Annotated in this window: 15 protein-coding genes; 10 read left to right on the forward strand and 5 right to left on the reverse strand. The window is 60.6% G+C overall.

All coding sequences use genetic code 11. The features are described 5' to 3' along the window. From B7L09_RS17680 to aspA, 3 genes are all read right to left on the reverse strand, one after another. Nucleotides 1-259: asparaginase domain-containing protein (locus tag B7L09_RS17680; protein WP_176457721.1), on the reverse strand; the 259-nt coding region annotated here is incomplete at its 3' end. Between the two features lie 104 nt (nt 260-363). Continuing rightward, nucleotides 364-1,815 carry an alanine/glycine:cation symporter family protein gene (locus B7L09_RS17685; protein ID WP_094469932.1) on the reverse strand — a complete coding sequence of 484 codons (1,452 nt, stop codon included), beginning with the start codon at nt 1,813-1,815 and terminating at the stop codon, nt 364-366. A gap of 525 nt (nt 1,816-2,340) precedes the next feature. Beyond that, nucleotides 2,341-3,765, reverse strand: coding sequence for an aspartate ammonia-lyase (gene aspA, locus B7L09_RS17690; RefSeq protein ID WP_094469933.1), 1,425 nt, complete (start codon nt 3,763-3,765; stop codon nt 2,341-2,343). 180 nt (nt 3,766-3,945) lie between these two features. Between aspA and B7L09_RS17695 the strand changes: the two genes are divergently transcribed. From B7L09_RS17695 to B7L09_RS17715, 5 genes are all read left to right on the forward strand, one after another. Continuing rightward, entirely contained in the window at nt 3,946-4,863 is a 918-nt protein-coding gene (locus B7L09_RS17695; RefSeq protein WP_094469934.1) for a LysR substrate-binding domain-containing protein, read from the forward strand. 332 nt (nt 4,864-5,195) lie between these two features. Continuing rightward, nucleotides 5,196-5,687, forward strand: coding sequence for a 5-(carboxyamino)imidazole ribonucleotide mutase (purE, locus tag B7L09_RS17700; protein WP_003195648.1), 492 nt, complete (start codon nt 5,196-5,198; stop codon nt 5,685-5,687). 11 nt (nt 5,688-5,698) lie between these two features. Next, nucleotides 5,699-6,781, forward strand: coding sequence for a 5-(carboxyamino)imidazole ribonucleotide synthase (locus tag B7L09_RS17705; protein ID WP_094469935.1), 1,083 nt, complete (start codon nt 5,699-5,701; stop codon nt 6,779-6,781). A gap of 111 nt (nt 6,782-6,892) precedes the next feature. Further along, complete coding sequence (locus tag B7L09_RS17710) at nt 6,893-7,138, forward strand: GlsB/YeaQ/YmgE family stress response membrane protein (protein ID WP_010465333.1); 246 nt, start codon at nt 6,893-6,895, stop codon at nt 7,136-7,138. 87 nt (nt 7,139-7,225) lie between these two features. Further along, a complete protein-coding gene (locus B7L09_RS17715) occupies nt 7,226-7,762 on the forward strand; it encodes a DUF3299 domain-containing protein (RefSeq protein WP_094469936.1) in 537 nt (178 codons plus the stop codon). 134 nt (nt 7,763-7,896) lie between these two features. Here B7L09_RS17715 and B7L09_RS17720 read toward each other — a convergent pair whose 3' ends face one another. Continuing rightward, nucleotides 7,897-8,796 (reverse strand): D-hexose-6-phosphate mutarotase, encoded by a 900-nt coding sequence (locus B7L09_RS17720; RefSeq protein ID WP_094469937.1) that lies wholly within the window; start codon nt 8,794-8,796, stop codon nt 7,897-7,899. Nucleotides 8,797-8,853: 57 nt separating this feature from the next. Further along, complete coding sequence (locus B7L09_RS17725) at nt 8,854-9,258, reverse strand: acyl-CoA thioesterase (RefSeq protein ID WP_094469938.1); 405 nt, start codon at nt 9,256-9,258, stop codon at nt 8,854-8,856. Nucleotides 9,259-9,641: 383 nt separating this feature from the next. Here B7L09_RS17725 and B7L09_RS17730 point away from each other — a divergent pair, with 383 nt between their 5' ends. The 5 genes from B7L09_RS17730 (at nt 9,642) to pstB (ending at nt 17,303) form a co-directional block, all read left to right on the forward strand. Beyond that, a complete protein-coding gene (locus B7L09_RS17730; RefSeq protein WP_094469939.1) occupies nt 9,642-10,940 on the forward strand; it encodes an MFS transporter in 1,299 nt (432 codons plus the stop codon). Between the two features lie 231 nt (nt 10,941-11,171). Then, nucleotides 11,172-12,173: a phosphate ABC transporter substrate-binding protein PstS gene (locus B7L09_RS17735; protein WP_094469940.1), complete on the forward strand. Its 1,002-nt coding sequence runs from the start codon at nt 11,172-11,174 to the stop codon at nt 12,171-12,173. A gap of 483 nt (nt 12,174-12,656) precedes the next feature. Beyond that, nucleotides 12,657-14,690: an ABC transporter permease subunit gene (locus B7L09_RS17740; RefSeq protein ID WP_176457723.1), complete on the forward strand. Its 2,034-nt coding sequence runs from the start codon at nt 12,657-12,659 to the stop codon at nt 14,688-14,690. 15 nt (nt 14,691-14,705) lie between these two features. Beyond that, entirely contained in the window at nt 14,706-16,376 is a 1,671-nt protein-coding gene (gene pstA / locus B7L09_RS17745; RefSeq protein ID WP_094469942.1) for a phosphate ABC transporter permease PstA, read from the forward strand. Nucleotides 16,377-16,469: 93 nt separating this feature from the next. Further along, complete coding sequence (gene pstB / locus B7L09_RS17750) at nt 16,470-17,303, forward strand: phosphate ABC transporter ATP-binding protein PstB (RefSeq protein WP_094469943.1); 834 nt, start codon at nt 16,470-16,472, stop codon at nt 17,301-17,303. Nucleotides 17,304-17,360: the final 57 nt, after the last annotated feature.

Raw genomic sequence — 17,360 nt, forward strand, 5'->3', positions numbered from 1 at the left:
CATCCACGGCTTCAATCACAGCNTCACGCAGTTGCTGCCAGTACGCCGGGCTCATGTTGGCGCTGTCGATCAGCGGCGACATTTCGCGAAAGCGCCACTGCGGCACGACAAGGTCAGGCTGGCTGTGCAGATACTCGCGCATCCGCGCTTCAAAACCGGACGCCGGGGCCAGGCCATTGGCGCTGGCTTGCATGCCGATGGTGCCGCCGGTGTAGAGCACCATGACGTGCTGGGCGGCAGGGTAGGAGTTGGGAACCATGGGAAAGTCTCCGCAAGAGATGACATGTGGGAGCGAGCAGGCTGGCTCCCACAAGTTGTGCACTTTAACTGACGGGCGCAGAGGATGCGCCCGTCGTTTACCCATCAGCGTTGCGCTGCGGGTACGCCTTGCAGCTCGGCTTCTGCCTTTGGAGCAGCGGCCGGCGGATTGGCTGGCCAGGCGTTCAAGTCCAGGTCCAGGTCCGGGAACTTGCTCGAGTCGAACACCGGCGTCTTGATCCCGGCGGCGCGTTGGTCGTCGTAGTCACGCAGGATGCGCATGCCGACCTTGAACAGCAGGAACAGCGCGATCAGGTTGACGAACGCCAGCATGGTCATGGTGATGTCGGCGAAGGCGAACACCGTGCCGAGGTTTTCGATGGCACCCCAGAAAATCAGCACCAGCACCAACGCGCGGTAGCCCATCAGCACCTTGCGGTTTTTNCCCACCAGGAAGCGCAGGTTGCTCTCACCGAGGTAGTAGTTGTACATGATCGAGGTGAACACGAACAACGCCAGGGCCACCGAAATGAACATGCGGCCCCAGTCGCCGACCACGGCTGCCAGGGAGTTCTGGGTCAGGGCAATGCCGTCGCCTTCAAAACCTGGGGTGTAGAAACCGGAGAGCAGGATCAGCAACGCGGTGCAGGTGCAGATCACGAAGGTGTCGAGGAACACGCTGAATGCCTGGACCACGCCTTGGGCGATCGGGTGTTCTACCGAGGCCACGGCTGCCACGTTAGGCGCACTGCCCAAACCGGCTTCGTTGGCGAACACGCCGCGCTTGACGCCCATGACAATGGCGCTGCCGATCAGGCCGCCGAAGGCCTGGTCCAGACCGAAAGCGCTCTTGACGATGGTCGCGAGCATGGCCGGCACGTGGTCGAATTGCAGCACGATCACGTAGAGGGTCACGGCGATGTAGACCAGGGTCTTGACCGGTACCAGCAGGTCGGCGATCGAGGCGATACGCTTGATCCCGCCGATGAACACCAGGCCCAGCAATACGGCCAGCGCGAGGCCGGTGTAGGTGGTGTCGAGGCCAAAAGCATTGTTCAGCGAGTGGGTCACGGCGTGGGCTTGCAGGCCGTTGAAGGCGAAACCGAAGGTCACCAGCAACAGGAACGCCATGACCATACCCAGCCAGCGCTTATGCAGGCCGTGCTGGATGTAGTAGGCCGGGCCGCCACGGTACGTTCCGTCGGAATCGCAGCGCTTGTAGAGCTGGCCGAGGGAACATTCGAAGAAGCTGCTGGACATGCCGACCAGTGCGGTCACCCACATCCAGAACACCGCACCTGGGCCACCCAGGGTGACGGCAATGCCGACACCGGCGATGTTACCGGCACCGACGCGGCCGGCCAGGCTGAGCATCAGCGCCTGGAACGAGCTGAGTTGGCCGGCGCTGCTCTTCAGGCTGTCTTTAAACACCGAGAACATGTGGAAAAAGTGACGCAATTGAACGAAACGCGAGCGGATCGTGAAATAACCGCCGAGCCCGACAATGAGCACGATCAGTACTTTCCCTGAGAGGAAGTCGTTGATGACTTCGAGCATGGATTATTCCTCGCTGTTTTTTGTGTAGGCAAATGTTGGGCAGGCAGAAACATCGCGTTACACCGGTGTGCACGTGGCACAACAGTGAGGCGAGTGTTCGTCCCGGGCCCATATCGCAGGTTTGTTATTAGTTCGGGTTTCGCATGGGTTTGGGCCTCGTTACCGACGACCGCTCACGCGAAGAGGGGCGGCACTATACCTAGGAGAGTGCCGTCCGTCTGCACGGTTGTGGTGCAAGCGACGAAACGAAGCCTTTGAAACACCTGACCCTTTGGAGGTCCGGTTCTTGTGGGAGCGGGCTTGCCCGCGATGCAGGCGCCGCGGTTTTTCCGGTACACCGCGTTATCCTTCATCGCGGGCAAGCCCGCTTCCACAGGTTCTGCGTTGCTGCTAAATGAGTTAAAAAAAAGGGCCTGGGGAATAAATCCCCAAGCCCTCAAAAGGTGAGAGGTGTCTAGTCCCTCGACCTGGTGAGCGTTGTGGCTCTTGGTGCTCTTCGTTAAAAGAGCAAGAGCCTGCGTTCGGTTAAGCCTTCAAAGGCACCAGACGCGGAGCAATCATGTTTTCCGGGCGCAGGATGTCGGCGAGCATTTCGTCGTCGAGCAAGCCTTCTTCGCGCACCAACTCCAGCACACCACGACCGCTTTCAAGGGCGATGCGCGCAATGCGGGTGGCGTTTTCATAACCGATGTACGGGTTCAGCGCGGTCACCAGGCCGATGGAGTGCTCCACCAGTTCGCGGCAGCGTGCTTCGTTGGCGGTGATACCGACGATGCAGTGCTCGCGCAGCATGTCCATGGCGCGTTGCAGCAGGCGGATCGAGTCGAAAATCTTGAACGCGATCAACGGCTCCATCACGTTCAGCTGCAGTTGGCCGCCTTCGGCTGCCATGGTCAGGGCCAAGTCGTTACCGATGACTTGGAACGCCACCTGGTTAACAGCTTCCGGGATCACCGGGTTGACCTTGCCGGGCATGATCGAGCTGCCTGGCTGGCGTGCCGGCAGGTTGATCTCGTTGATGCCGGTGCGTGGGCCGCTGGACAGCAGGCGCAGGTCGTTGCAGATCTTCGACAGTTTCACCGCGGTACGCTTGAGCATGCCGGAGAACAGCACGAAGGCGCCCATGTCGGAGGTGGCTTCGATCAAGTCGGCAGCCGGTACCAGCGGCTGGCCGCTGATCAGTGCCAAGCGCTGTACGGCCAGGGCCTGGTAGCGCGGATCGGCGTTGATGCCGGTGCCGATGGCGGTGCCGCCCAGGTTCACTTCGGTCAACAGCTCAGGCGCCAGGGTTTTCAGGCGGGCCAGGTCTTCACCGAGGGTGGTGGCGAAGGCGCGGAATTCCTGGCCGAGGGTCATCGGCACGGCGTCTTGCAATTGGGTGCGGCCCATTTTCAGCACGTGGCTGAACTCGACGCCCTTGGCGGCGAACGCCTGGATAAGGCTGTCGAGGCTGGCCAGCAGCGCGTCATGGCCCAGCAGCAGACCCAAGCGGATCGCGGTCGGGTAGGCGTCGTTGGTCGACTGCGCCATGTTCACGTCGTTGTTGGGGTGCAGGTACTGATATTCGCCCTTGTTGTGGCCCATGGCCTCCAACGCGATGTTGGCGATGACTTCGTTGGCATTCATGTTGGTTGAAGTGCCAGCGCCGCCTTGAATCATGTCCACCACGAATTCTTCGTGGAAATCGCCACGGATCAGGCGGGCACAGGCTTCGCTGATGGCAGCGTGCTTGGCTTCGCTGAGCTGGCCCAACTCGCGGTTGGCGTCAGCGGCTGCTTGCTTGACCATTGCCAGGCCGACCACCAATTTCGGGTAATGCGAAATCGGAACGCCCGAGAGGCGGAAGTTATTCACCGCTCGCAGGGTCTGGATGCCGTAATACGCTTGAGCAGGTACTTCGAGTACGCCAAGCAGGTCTTTTTCTGTGCGGAATGATGCAGCGGAGGACATGACGGAAATCATCTCGATATGGACCCGGAACTGGCCGGAACGCTGCGAATGCTAGGCTTGTGGNGAATTTTCGGCCAATGCTGTTAAACACTGGCCTATGCACATTCGGCATAATGTCTGTGTGACGCCGTGTGTGCGGCGAGCGTGTGACCTAATTTGGTGCGTGTCCGGGAGGACGTGATGAATCTGGAAAGTAAATGGCTCGAGGACTTCAGCGCCTTGGCCGCCACCCGCAGCTTCTCGCAGGCTGCGGAACGCCGCTTCGTGACCCAGCCCGCGTTCAGCCGCCGAATCCGCAGCCTGGAAGCCGCGCTCGGCTTGACCCTGGTCAACCGCTCGCGCACGCCAGTCGAATTGACGGCGGCGGGGCAGTTGTTCCTGGTGACTGCGCGCACGGTGGTCGAGCAACTCGGTGAAGTGCTGCGCCATTTGCATCACTTGGAAGGCGGGCAGGGCGAAGTCATGCAAGTGGCGGCCGCTCACTCNCTGGCTTTGGGTTTCTTTCCGCGCTGGATCGCGCAGTTGCGCAATGAAGGCCTGAACATTGCCACGCGGTTGGTGGCGACCAACGTCGGCGACGCTGTGCATGCGCTGCGCGAAGGTGGCTGCGATTTGATGCTGGCGTTCTACGACCCGGATGCGGCGATGCAGATGGATCCGGAGATCTTCCCGTCGCTGCACCTGGGCAATACCGAAATGCTCCCGGTGTGCGCTGCCGATGCCGACGGCAAGCCGTTGTTCGACCTGGAAGGCGAGGGCAGTGTGCCGCTGCTGGCCTACAGCGCCGGGGCATTTCTCGGGCGTTCGGTGAACATGTTGCTGCGCCAGCGTGCGCTGCGCTTCACCACCATCTATGAGACCGCCATGGCCGACAGCCTGAAAAGCATGGCGCTGGAGGGATTGGGGATTGCCTGGGTGCCCCAACTGAGCGTGCGGGCCGAACTGGCGCGCGGCGAACTGGTGGTCTGCGGCGGGCCGCAATGGCATGTACCGCTGGAAATTCGCCTGTATCGCTGCGCGTTGGTGCGCAAGGCGAACGTGCGGTTGTTGTGGCGCAAACTGGAAGGCGGCGCAGCGCAAGGCACAACCGGNTCTTGAANCCACTGAAGACNAAATGTGGGAGCGGGCTTGCTCGCGAATGCGGTGGGTCAGTNACAGATGTANTGACTGACACNCCGCATTCGCGAGCAAGCCCGCTCCCACATTGGATTTGTGTTGTTCTTTCGCTGACCTGGGAGTCAATAAAACCGGCACTTTGCGCTGTATGACAGATGGTCGTTTCAGGGGCTGTTTATCTGGATTATTACGGTATACTGCGCGGCCTTCGGCCGGTCCAACCGGCCAAATTTCGTACAACAAGCCACGCATTTCCCGCGTGGCTTGTTGTTTTTTGACGCGCCTGCGGGCGCCCAGAGAGAAGAGGCACGACGATGAGTGCATTGGTTGGCGTGATCATGGGCTCCAAGTCCGATTGGTCCACCCTTAGCCACACCGCCGATATGCTGGAAAAACTCGGCATTCCGTATGAAGTGAAAGTGGTCTCTGCCCACCGCACCCCGGATTTGCTGTTCCAGTATGCCGATGAAGCAGAATCCCGTGGCATCGAGGTGATCATCGCCGGTGCCGGCGGTGCGGCGCACCTGCCAGGCATGTGTGCGGCCAAGACCCACCTGCCGGTGCTCGGCGTGCCGGTGCAGTCGTCGATGCTCTCGGGTGTGGATTCGCTGTTGTCCATCGTGCAGATGCCGGCCGGTATCCCGGTGGCGACCCTGGCGATCGGCAAGGCCGGCGCGATCAACGCCGCGTTGTTGTCCGCCAGCATCCTGGGCGCCAAGCACCCGCAGTTCCATGCGGTGCTGAAAAAATTCCGTGCTGAGCAGACAGACAGCGTGCTGGACAATCCAGACCCACGCATCGCCTGAGGTTGTTGACGATGAAGATCGGTGTAATCGGTGGCGGCCAGTTGGGCCGCATGCTGGCCTTGGCGGGAACCCCGCTGGGGATGAACTTTGCTTTCCTGGACCCGGCGCCCGACGCTTGCGCGGCGGCACTCGGCGAGCACCTGCGGGCTGACTACAGCGACCCGGATCACCTGCGCCAACTGGCCGACGAAGTCGACCTGGTGACCTTCGAGTTCGAAAGCGTCCCGGCCGAAACCGTGGCCTTCCTCTCGCAGTTCGTACCGGTGTACCCGAGCGCCGAAGCCTTGCGCATCGCGCGTGACCGCTGGTTCGAGAAGAGCATGTTCAAGGATTTGGGCATCCCGACGCCGGCGTTCGCCGACATCCAGTCCCAAGCCGACCTGGACGCCGCCGTTGCCTCCATCGGCCTGCCGGCCGTGCTGAAAACCCGCACCCTGGGTTACGACGGCAAGGGCCAGAAAGTCCTGCGCACGGCTGCCGATGTGGTCGGCACCTTCGCCGAGCTGGGCAGCGTTGCCTGCCTGCTGGAAGGCTTCGTGCCGTTCACCGGTGAAGTCTCCCTGATCGCCGTGCGTGCCCGTGATGGCGAAACCCGCTTCTACCCGTTGGTGCACAACACCCACGACAGCGGCATCCTCAAGCTGTCCGTGGCCAGCACTGACCATCCGTTGCAGGCCCTGGCTGAAGACTATTCCAGCCGTGTGCTCAAGCAGCTGGATTACGTCGGCGTGATGGCGTTCGAGTTCTTCGAAGTCGACGGTGGCCTCAAGGCCAACGAAATCGCCCCGAGGGTGCACAACTCCGGGCACTGGACCACCGAAGGCGCCGAGTGCAGCCAGTTCGAAAACCACCTGCGGGCGGTGGCNGGCTTGCCGTTGGGCTCCACGGCCAAGGTCGGCGAGAGCGCGATGCTCAACTTCATCGGTAAAGTGCCAGAGACCGAGAAGGTCCTGGCGATCGCCGACTGCCATCTGCACCACTATGGCAAGGCGTTCAAGGTCGGCCGTAAGGTCGGTCACGCCAACCTGCGCTGCGCCGACAGGGCCACGCTGGAGCAGCAGATCCTCAAGGTCGAAGCGCTCATCGCCGAATAAACAGTTTCATGTGGCAGCGGCGGAACCATTCAAGGTCCGCCGTTCTCTCATGGCAGGATGCCAAAGTCTGTCTAGGCTTTGGGCATTGCCATTCAATCAGAGGGAAGTGCCATGGGAATTATCGGAACCATCTTTATCGGCTTGATCGTCGGCCTGCTGGCTCGGTTCCTGAAACCGGGCGATGACAGCATGGGCTGGATCATGACCATCCTGCTCGGTATCGGCGGTTCGCTGGCGGCCACTTACGGCGGTCAGGCTCTGGGCATCTATCACGCGGGCGAAGGTGCAGGCTTCATTGGTGCGCTGGTCGGCGCGGTGGTGTTGCTGGTGATCTACGGCTTGATCAGAAAGAACTGATTCAAGCGACGAAGTCCTCTCTGCGGCGCGCGCGGGGAGGGCTAGAATGCTCGGCGTTACACCGTCCTTTCCTTACCGAGCACCTCCATGCGCCGTCTTTTTTTGACTCTCCTCCTTTTGGGCAGCGGTTTGGCCCATGCCGGCGAACTGCCGGAAACCGACTGGCTCGAACTGATGCCGCTGTCGGATCAGAAAGCCCTCGAAGCCATGCCCGAGATCGACCACAACTCCCCCGAAGCCCAAGGCACGTTCACCGACAAAGGTGGCTTGAAGCAAAGCAAAGGCTTGCCGGCGGTGATGTATTCGACCAAGACCGTGGCCGCCATGAACGGCAAGAACATCCGTATCGGCGGTTACCCGGTGCCGTTGGAAACCGATGCCAAAGGCCGCAGCACGCTGTTCTTCCTGGTGCCTTACCCGGGCGCCTGCATCCATGTGCCGCCACCGCCGCCTAACCAGTTGGTGCTGGTGCGTTATCCCAAGGGGTTGAAGCTGGATGATATCTACACACCGCTGTGGGTCACGGGCGCGTTGAAGGTGGAGAAGGTGAACAACGATTTGGCTGACGCGGCGTATGCGCTGGATGCGGCGAAGGTGCGGGTGGTGCAGGAGTCGGATTTGTAGCACGCCAGTTGGCTTGACACAAAAAACTGTGGGAGCGAGCTTGCTCGCGATGAGGCCATAACATTCAGCATCTGAGTTGACTGCTACACCGCCATCGCGAGCAAGCTCGCTCCCACAGTTGTTCAGGGTGTTGCTTATAAAGATTTGCTGGCGATGCTGACGCCGAGGGTATGGGTGGCGCCTGGTTTCAGCGTCACCACATCATCCATCACATTCGCCGTCTCGATGCACAGCATCTTCTGCCAGCCATCGTCGGCCATGTCGCTGAACGCCGCAGCGCGTTCGATCCACGGGTTCCAGATCACCGCCGTGCGCGAACCACTGCTGGTCAGCTCGATGCGCCGTTGCCAGGCCGGGTCGACAATGCTCAGCTTCGCCGGGGCATTGAGGTAGATGCGGTCGGTCTCGCCGGCAAAATGCAAATCACCGGCCTGGGTGACGGTTTTCCAGTCATCCAGCGTTTCGATATAGCTCAAACCATCCAGCCCTTCGACATGCACAGTGCGCACATCACTGACGGCGAAGTAACTGTGCAACGCCTGGCTGATGGTGACGGTATCGGTGCCCTGATTGTGGCTGGTCAAGCTGATGTGCAGTTGCTCATCCAGGCGGATGCTCAGCTTCAAATCGACTTGGTGTGGCCAGCCTGGAAAACCGCCTTCGGGGTAGGGCAGGACGAATTCCACCTTCAGGCTCTCGCCCTCGGCTTCTATGCCGCCCAATTCCCAATCCATCGCCCGGACGAAACCGTGGGCGGTCGGCGGTTCGTCGCTGTCGCGCATCGCCTGGACGCTTTGCGGGTTGCGCGGGAAATTGCCGAACCACGGCCAGCACACCGGCACGCCAGCGCGGATGCTCTTGCCGGTCTTGAACACGGCCTCGTCGTTGAGCCAGATCAGCGGCGGTTGGCCGGCCAATTGATAACTGAGGATGTGCGCGCCTTGCTGGGCGACCAGCAATTCGGCCTGACCGTGGCGGATGCGCCAGCAGTTCAGTTCATCCAGTTTCACGGCTTCAACGTTGGGCGTGCTCATGGGGCAACTCTCGATCAGGAACAATGACTGCAATGGACCGCAGAAAGGTCGCCGTGTTTAACGCGCCCGTGGAGGAACCGAACGAGTACGGCCGCTGCCATCGATCGCGACNAACACAAACACCGCCTCGGTGACTTTGCGCCATTCGCTGGACAGCGGGTCGTCGCTCCAGACTTCGACCATCATCTGGATCGAACTGCGGCCGATTTCCAGAGCCTGGGTATAGAAGGACAATTGCGCGCCCACCGCCACCGGTACCAGGAACGCCATGCGATCGATGGCCACGGTGGCCACACGTCCGCCCGCTACCTTGCTGGCCATGGCCGTACCGGCCAGGTCCATCTGCGCGACCAGCCAGCCGCCGAAAATATCGCCAAAACCGTTGGTTTCACGCGGGAGGGCGGTGATTTGCAGGGCGAGGTCGCCTTGCGGGATAGGATCTTCTTGTTCGAGTTCGATCATGCCGAGGGTGCCTCTGACCCGTGACGCTTCATGGGTATTTCAGGTGAATAGCCGTCTCAAGGAAAAACGATTCAGCCCCGAACATACTACGTTCGTCACGTTTTTCGAAAGGCGCCTAAAGGGAAACTCTGCGAAAGCGACTGAGCCACGCAATGACCTTGCCAGTCATCCAGCGCGTTTTCGCACAGCAACCCCTTACAAATGCTGCAATGCAGCGAGTATATCGATCGGTAGACTCCGAGACGACCGTCCGGTTCTCATTTTGACCGTCAAATACGCACCTCTATGTGCTTTTTCGAACAATTTGCTATCGTGCCGGACCTGCCCAAGCCCTCGCCAGCGTTGTTGGGGTTGCAGATCCGACTATAAGAGAAGCCCTTGCCATGACCACAGCGCCCTCTAGCATCGCGCAGCCGACCCAGCCCGCACGCCCGTTGACCCGCAACGACTACAAAACCCTGTCACTGTCTGCCTTGGGCGGGGCGCTGGAATTTTACGACTTCATCATCTTTGTGTTTTTCGCCACCGTGGTCGGAAAACTGTTTTTCCCCGTCGACATGCCGGAATGGCTGCGCATGATGCAGACCTTCGGCATCTTCGCCGCCGGCTACCTGGCGCGGCCGTTGGGCGGCATCATNATGGCGCACTTCGGCGACNTGCTGGGCCGCAAAAAGATGTTCACCTTGAGCATCTTCATGATGGCCGTGCCGACCCTGATCATGGGCCTGCTGCCGACCTATGCGCAGATCGGCCTGTGGGCGCCGCTCCTGCTGCTGCTGATGCGGGTGATTCAAGGCGCGGCGATTGGCGGTGAAGTGCCGGGCGCGTGGGTATTCGTTTCCGAACACGTGCCAGCGCGTCATATCGGTTATGCCTGCGGCACCCTGACGAGCGGTCTGACGGCTGGCATCCTTCTGGGATCATTGGTCGCCACCGCGATCAACAGCATTTACACCCCGCTGCAAGTGTCGGATTACGCCTGGCGAATCCCGTTCCTGCTGGGTGGCGTGTTCGGCCTGCTTTCGGTTTACCTGCGCCGCTGGTTGCACGAGACCCCTGTGTTCGCCGAACTGCAACTGCGCAAGGCCCTGGCCGAAGAAGTACCGCTGCGTGCTGTGTTGCGTGACCACCGCGGTGCGATTCTGATTTCCATGTTGCTGACCTGGCTGCTGTCCGCCGCAATCGTTGTGTTGATCCTGATGACGCCGACTGTGCTGCAGACGGTGTACCACTTCTCGCCCACCACGGCGCTGCAAGCCAATAGCCTGGCGATCGTGTTCCTCAGCTTTGGCTGCATCATTGCCGGCGCACTGTCTGACCGGTTCGGCGCAGGGCGGGTCTTCGTGTTCGGCTGTGCGGCGTTGTTGCTGAGCTCCTGGACCTTCTATCACAGCCTGGCCGCGCATCCCGACTGGTTGTTCCCGCTGTATGCCCTGACTGGCCTGCTGGTCGGCACCATCGGCGCCGTGCCCTACGTGATGGTCAAAGCCTTCCCGCCCGTGGTGCGCTTCAGTGGTCTGTCGTTTTCCTACAACGTTGCCTACGCCATCTTTGGCGGCCTGACGCCGATGATCGTCAGCCTGTTGCTCAAGGAAAGCCCGATGGGGCCGTCGTATTACGTGGCGGTTCTTTGCGGTGTCGGGATTCTGGTGGGGGCTTATCTCTGGAAGAAAGGGCGGTGATCCCGAAATTGTCTGTAGCTGTACCGGCCCCAATCGCCAGCAGGCTAGCGCCCACATTGAAATGCATTCCAATGTGGGGCTAGCCTGCTAGCGATTTGGGGCGCATGAATTATTCGGTAAAAACTCGAATGCTGGCCTTTCATCCAATTGTCATATTTCAGCCATAGAGTGTTCACACGGCCTGCTGATACTTGGCCCCGACCAACTATCCCTATCTGCTAGGAGCAAGGCATGAAACTGAAGCGTTTGATGGCGGCAATGACTTTTGTCGCTGCTGGCGTTGCGACTGCCAACGCGGTTGCCGCTGTTGACCCTGCTATCCCGAGCTACACCAAGACCACCGGCGTCTCGGGCAACCTGTCCAGCGTCGGCTCCGACACTCTGGCTAACCTGATGACCCTGTGGGCTGAGTCCTACAAAAAGGAATACCCGAACGTCAACATCCAGATTCAGGCTGCCGGCTCCGCGACTGCACCTCCTGCGCTGACTGAAGGCACCTCCAACCTGGGCCCGATGAGCCGCAAAATGAAGGACACCGAACTGGCGGCCTTCGAGCAGAAGTACGGCTACAAGCCAACCGCTATTCCGGTGGCTGTGGATGCCCTGGCTGTATTCGTGCACAAGGACAACCCGATCCAGCACCTGACCATGGAACAAGTTGACGCGATCTTCTCGTCTACTCGTCTGTGCGGCGCTAAAGCCGACGTGAAAACCTGGGGCGACCTGGGTGTGACCGGCGACCTGGCCAACAAGCCGGTGCAATTGTTCGGTCGTAACTCGGTATCCGGCACCTACGGCTACTTCAAAGAAGAAGCCCTGTGCAAAGGCGACTACAAGCCTAACGTGAACGAACAGCCAGGCTCGGCGTCGGTCGTGCAGTCGATCAGTTCCTCGCTGAACGGCATCGGTTACTCGGGCATCGGCTACAAGACTGCAAGCGTGAAGACCGTGGCCCTGGCCAAGAAAGGCAGCACTGACTTCATCGAAGACAGCGAAGAAAACGCCCTGAACGGCAAATACCCGCTGTCGCGTTTCCTCTACGTGTACGTCAACAAAGCCCCGAACAAGCCTCTGGCCCCGCTGGAAGCTGAGTTCGTGAAACTGGTTCTGTCCAAACAGGGCCAGGAAGTGGTCGTCAAAGACGGCTACATCCCACTGCCAGCCAAAGTTGCCGCCAAGGCACTGGCTGACCTGGGTCTGCAGGAAGGCGGCGCTGAAGTCGCAAAAAAGTAAAACCCTAGGCCCGGGGCACGCCCCGGACCTGTAGGGGGCGGCTTGCTGGCGATCCTGTCGACTCGGTCTNCCTGTCGACTCGGTCTGACAGGTTCACTGCGGTGAAGCCATCGCCAGCAAGCCGGCTCCTACACCCCCCAAATTTCCGGTCCACTGCCAGTTCCCGCTGGCGGCGGATTTGTTGCGTCACTGCATTGTCATCTTTCTGTCATACAGGATCGCTAGGGTGTGCGCATGAATGATCTGGCCAATTCCACCATGACGACTACTCCCCCCAAGCGCATTGATTTCAATACGCCTGAGCTGCAACGCAAGCGCCGTATTCGCGCGCTGAAAGATCGCCTGACCCGTTGGTACGTNCTCGTGGGCGGCCTCGCCGTTCTCGGCGCGATCACGCTGATCTTTTTCTTCCTCGCCTACGTCGTCGCGCCGCTGTTCCAGGGTGCCGACCTGACCGCCAAGGACGCCATCACGCCTGCCTGGATGCAAGATGCCGGCAAGCCGTTGATGATCTCTCTCGAAGAACAGAACCAGGTCGCCATGCGGGTTTCCGACAAGGGCCAGGCACTGTTCTTCGATATCGACAGTGGCGCCGAACTCAAGCGCGTCGATCTGCCTATCCCGGCGGGCACCACGGTCACGTCAATTGCTGAAGACCAACCCGGCCATCCGCTGGTAGCGGTTGGCTTGTCCAACGGTCAGGCGCTGGTGTTCCGCCACACCTATAAGGTGTCCTACCCGGACGGCAAGAAAACCATTACGCCNGCCATCGAATACCCGTATGGCGAAACCCCGATTGCGCTGAACGAGACGGGCGGTGCGCTGGAGCATGTCAGCCTCAACGCCACCGATACGACCCTGATGCTGGTCGGCTCCACCGGTTCGCAACTCAATGTCCTGTCGCTGACCAGCGAAGAAAACATGATGACGGGTGAAGTCACCAGCGAGCAGAAGCGCATCGAGCTGCCGCAAATGACCGAGCCGGTGAAGGCGATCTTCATCGACCCACGCCAGCAGTGGCTGTATGTGATCAACGGTCGCGCCCTGGCCGATGTGTTCAGCCTGCGCGACAAGAGCCTCAACGGTCGCTACAAACTGCTCGAGGACGGCAACGCCGAAATCACCGCCAGCACCCAGCTGGTGGGCGGTATCTCGCTGATCGTCGGCAACTCAAAGGGTGGCCTGGCCCAGTGGTTCATGGCGCGCGACCCGGATGGCGAACAGCGCCTGAAGCAGATCCGTACCTTCCAGATGGGCACCGCGCCGATTGTGGAAATCACCGCTGAAGAACGTCGCAAAGGCTTCACGGCGCTCGATGCGTCCGGCAAGTTCGGCGTGTTCCACAGCACGGCGCATCGCACCTTGCTGGTGGACCCGGTGGTCGATGGCCAGGGTGTGTTCGGCATGTCGCCACGCGCCAACCGTGTGATCGTCGAAGCCGGTGGCAAGCTGCAACCGCTGCTACTGGACAACCCACACCCGGAAGTGTCCTGGAGCGCGTTGTGGAGCAAGGTCTGGTACGAGAACTACGACGAGCCTAAATACGTCTGGCAATCGACCGCCGCCAACACCGACTTCGAACCCAAGATGAGCCTGGCGCCGCTGACCTTCGGTACGCTGAAAGCCGCGTTCTACGCCATGCTGCTGGCCGCGCCACTGGCCGTCGCCGCTGCGATCTACACCGCTTACTTCATGGCCCCGAGCCTGCGCCGCAAGGTCAAGCCGGTGATCGAATTGATGGAAGCGATGCCGACGGTGATCCTCGGCTTCTTCGCCGGCCTGTTCCTTGCGCCATATGTGGAAGGGCATTTGCCGGGCATCTTCAGCCTGCTGATGCTCTTGCCGGTTGGCATCCTGGTCGCCGGTTTCGTCTTCAGCCGCCTCCCTGAGTCCATCCGCCTGAAAGTGCCGGACGGCTGGGAAAGCGCCATCCTGATTCCGGTGATCCTGTTTGTGGGCTGGCTCTCGCTGTACATGAGCCCGTACCTGGAAACCTGGTTCTTCGGCGGCGACATGCGCATGTGGATTTCCCATGACCTGGGTATCACCTACGACCAGCGCAACGCCCTGGTAGTCGGTTTGGCCATGGGCTTTGCGGTGATCCCGAACATCTACTCCATCGCCGAAGACGCCGTGTTCAGCGTGCCGCGCGGCCTGACCCTGGGTTCCCTGGCCCTGGGCGCCACGCCATGGCAGACCATGACGCGCGTCGTCATCCTGACCGCCAGCCCGGGGATTTTCTCGGCGCTGATGATCGGCATGGGCCGCGCCGTCGGCGAGACCATGATCGTGCTGATGGCCACCGGTAACACTCCGGTGATGGAGATGAACCTGTTCGAAGGCCTGCGCACCCTGGCGGCCAACGTCGCGGTGGAAATGCCTGAGTCGGAAGTCGGTGGTAGTCACTACCGCGTGCTGTTCCTCTCGGCGCTGGTGCTGCTGCTGTTCACTTTCATCATGAACACCCTCGCCGAGCTGATTCGTCAGCGTCTGCGCAAGAAATACTCGTCGCTTTAAGAAAGGTAGAAGTCTGTGAAACAGAACTCCCTGAATGGATGGTTCAAGAGCGGCGCCCCCGGCGTCTGGATCAGCGGTGGCGCGGTGTCCATCGCGGTCATCATGACCATTGGTTTGCTGGCTGTGATTGCGGTGCGCGGTTTGGGCCACTTCTGGCCGGCTGACCTGATCCAGGCCAACTACAACGTGCCGGGCCAGGAAAACCATATCGTCATCGGCGAAGTGGTACAGAAGGAAGAAGTACCGCGCGAGCGCCTGAAAAGCGCTGGCTTGCCGGTACCGGACCAAGGCCCGGAATTCATGACCCGCGAGCTGATCAAGGTCGGCAACCGTGACTTGAACGGCAACGATTTCACCTGGATCGTCGGCGAGTGGCTCAAGGACCAGACCAAGCCTGCCAACCTGATGACCATCGAGCGGCGTGAGTGGGGCAACTTCTACGGCACGCTGGTCAACGTCAAGCAGGATGGCAAGGTCATCGCCGAAGGCGAAGCCGCATGGCCCGAGTTGCAGGCCCGTGTCGATCGCGTGAACAAGCTTGCAGCACAGCTCAAGACCCTGGAAAAGGTCGACATCGGCGCGATCAACTCGGGTCTGGAACGTGTGCGTCTGCACGGTCGCAAACTGGAACTGGCCGGCCAGCTCGACGCCGCCGCGCAAGCGGACATGGAATCCGAGCGCGCCGAGCTCAATGCCCGTTATCAGGACGTCGAAGCGCGCCTGGCCGACTTGCACGCCCAGTTCAACCGCGACAGCCTGACCGCTCGCGACGCCAACGGCAAAGAAGTGGAAATCGGCATCGGCAAAGTGGTGCATGCCTACCAGCCGAACGCCATGGGCACGCTGACCAAGGTCGGCTTCTACTTCAGCAAGGTCTGGGAATTCCTCAGCGATGACCCACGGGAAGCNAACACCGAAGGCGGGATCTTCCCGGCCATTTTCGGCACCGTCATGATGACCTTGATCATGGCGATGATTGTGACCCCGTTCGGCGTGCTGGCAGCGGTGTACCTGCGTGAATACGCCAAGCAGAACACCCTGACCCGGATTATCCGTATCGCCGTGAACAACTTGGCCGGCGTACCGGCCATCGTCTACGGCGTGTTCGGCCTGGGCTTCTTCGTGTATGTGCTCGGCGGTTCGGTTGACCGGTTGTTCTTCCCTGAAGCATTGCCGGCACCGACTTTCGGTACGCCGGGTCTGCTCTGGGCGTCCCTGACCCTGGCGCTGCTGGCGGTGCCGGTGGTGATCGTGGCCACGGAAGAAGGCCTGGCGCGGATTCCTCGCACGGTGCGTGAAGGTTCGTTGGCGCTTGGCGCGACCAAGGCGGAAACGCTGTGGAAGATCGTGCTGCCAATGGCCAGCCCGGCGATGATGACCGGCATGATCCTCGCCGTGGCCCGTGCCGCCGGTGAAGTGGCACCGCTGATGCTGGTAGGTGTGGTGAAACTGGCACCGTCGCTGCCACTGGACGGCAACTACCCATACCTCCACCTGGACCAGAAGATCATGCACTTGGGCTTTCACATTTATGACGTCGGCTTCCAGAGCCCCAACGTCGAAGCNGCGCGACCGCTGGTATACGCCACCGCCTTGCTGCTGGTGCTGGTGATCGCCACGCTCAACCTGTCGGCGGTGTGGATTCGTAACCACCTGCGCGAAAAATACAAAGCGCTGGACAGCTAAAGCTATTAGCCACAAGCGGCAAGCTACAAGCCGCTTTTGCTCAAATCTTGCAGCTTGCAGCTAGAAGCTGGCAGCTACGAACGGAGTGAGACCATGCAACATGAAACCCACACCCACGGCATCAACATGTCGGCCCTGGGTCGCGACAAGCAGAGCCTGAGCCTGGCCCAGGAAACCGTGGCCATCGAAGTGCCAGGCCTGAGCCTGTACTACGGTGAAAAGCAGGCGCTGTTCGACGTCAGCATGAACATCCCGAAACAGCGCGTGACCGCCTTCATTGGTCCGTCCGGCTGCGGTAAGTCGACGCTGCTGCGTACCTTCAACCGCATGAACGACCTGGTCGACGGTTGCCGCGTAGAAGGCGCGATCAACCTNTACGGCNCCAACATCTATCGTAAAGGCGAAGACGTGGCCGAGCTGCGTCGTCGCGTGGGCATGGTGTTCCAGAAGCCCAACCCGTTCCCCAAGACCATCTACGAAAACGTGGTCTACGGCCTGCGCATCCAGGGCATCAACAAAAAACGCATCCTCGACGAAGCGGTGGAGTGGGCCCTGAAAGGCGCGGCACTGTGGGAAGAGGTCAAAGACCGCCTGCACGATTCGGCACTCGGCCTGTCCGGCGGCCAGCAGCAGCGTCTGGTGATCGCCCGTACCATCGCCGTGGAACCGGAAGTCTTGCTGCTCGACGAACCGTGCTCGGCACTTGACCCGATCTCGACGCTGAAAGTCGAAGAACTGATCTACGAGCTCAAGTCCAAGTTCACCATCGTCATCGTGACCCACAACATGCAACAGGCGGCGCGGGTTTCCGACTACACCGCGTTCATGTACATGGGCGAGCTGGTGGAATTCGGCGACACCGATACCCTGTTCACCAATCCGGCGAAGAAGCAGACCGAAGACTACATCACCGGTCGTTATGGCTAGTTGGAGCAGCTGCGAGCCGCAAGCTTCAAGCGGCAAGTAAAAGCAGTTCAATGCAAC

Source organism: Pseudomonas mandelii, assembly GCF_002251635.1.
GTDB lineage: Bacteria > Pseudomonadota > Gammaproteobacteria > Pseudomonadales > Pseudomonadaceae > Aquipseudomonas > Aquipseudomonas mandelii_B.

Bases quoted from the DNA above. Each gene is read 5' to 3' on its own strand.
- aspA (WP_094469933.1), bottom strand. From the start codon at position 3,765: ATGTCCTCCGCTGCATCATTCCGCACAGAAAAAGACCTGCTTGGCGTA.
- B7L09_RS17735 (WP_094469940.1), top strand. From the start codon at position 11,172: ATGAAACTGAAGCGTTTGATGGCGGCAATGACTTTTGTCGCTGCTGGC.
- B7L09_RS17715 (WP_094469936.1), top strand. From the start codon at position 7,226: ATGCGCCGTCTTTTTTTGACTCTCCTCCTTTTGGGCAGCGGTTTGGCC.
- B7L09_RS17710 (WP_010465333.1), top strand. From the start codon at position 6,893: ATGGGAATTATCGGAACCATCTTTATCGGCTTGATCGTCGGCCTGCTG.
- B7L09_RS17720 (WP_094469937.1), bottom strand. From the start codon at position 8,796: ATGAGCACGCCCAACGTTGAAGCCGTGAAACTGGATGAACTGAACTGC.
- purE (WP_003195648.1), top strand. From the start codon at position 5,196: ATGAGTGCATTGGTTGGCGTGATCATGGGCTCCAAGTCCGATTGGTCC.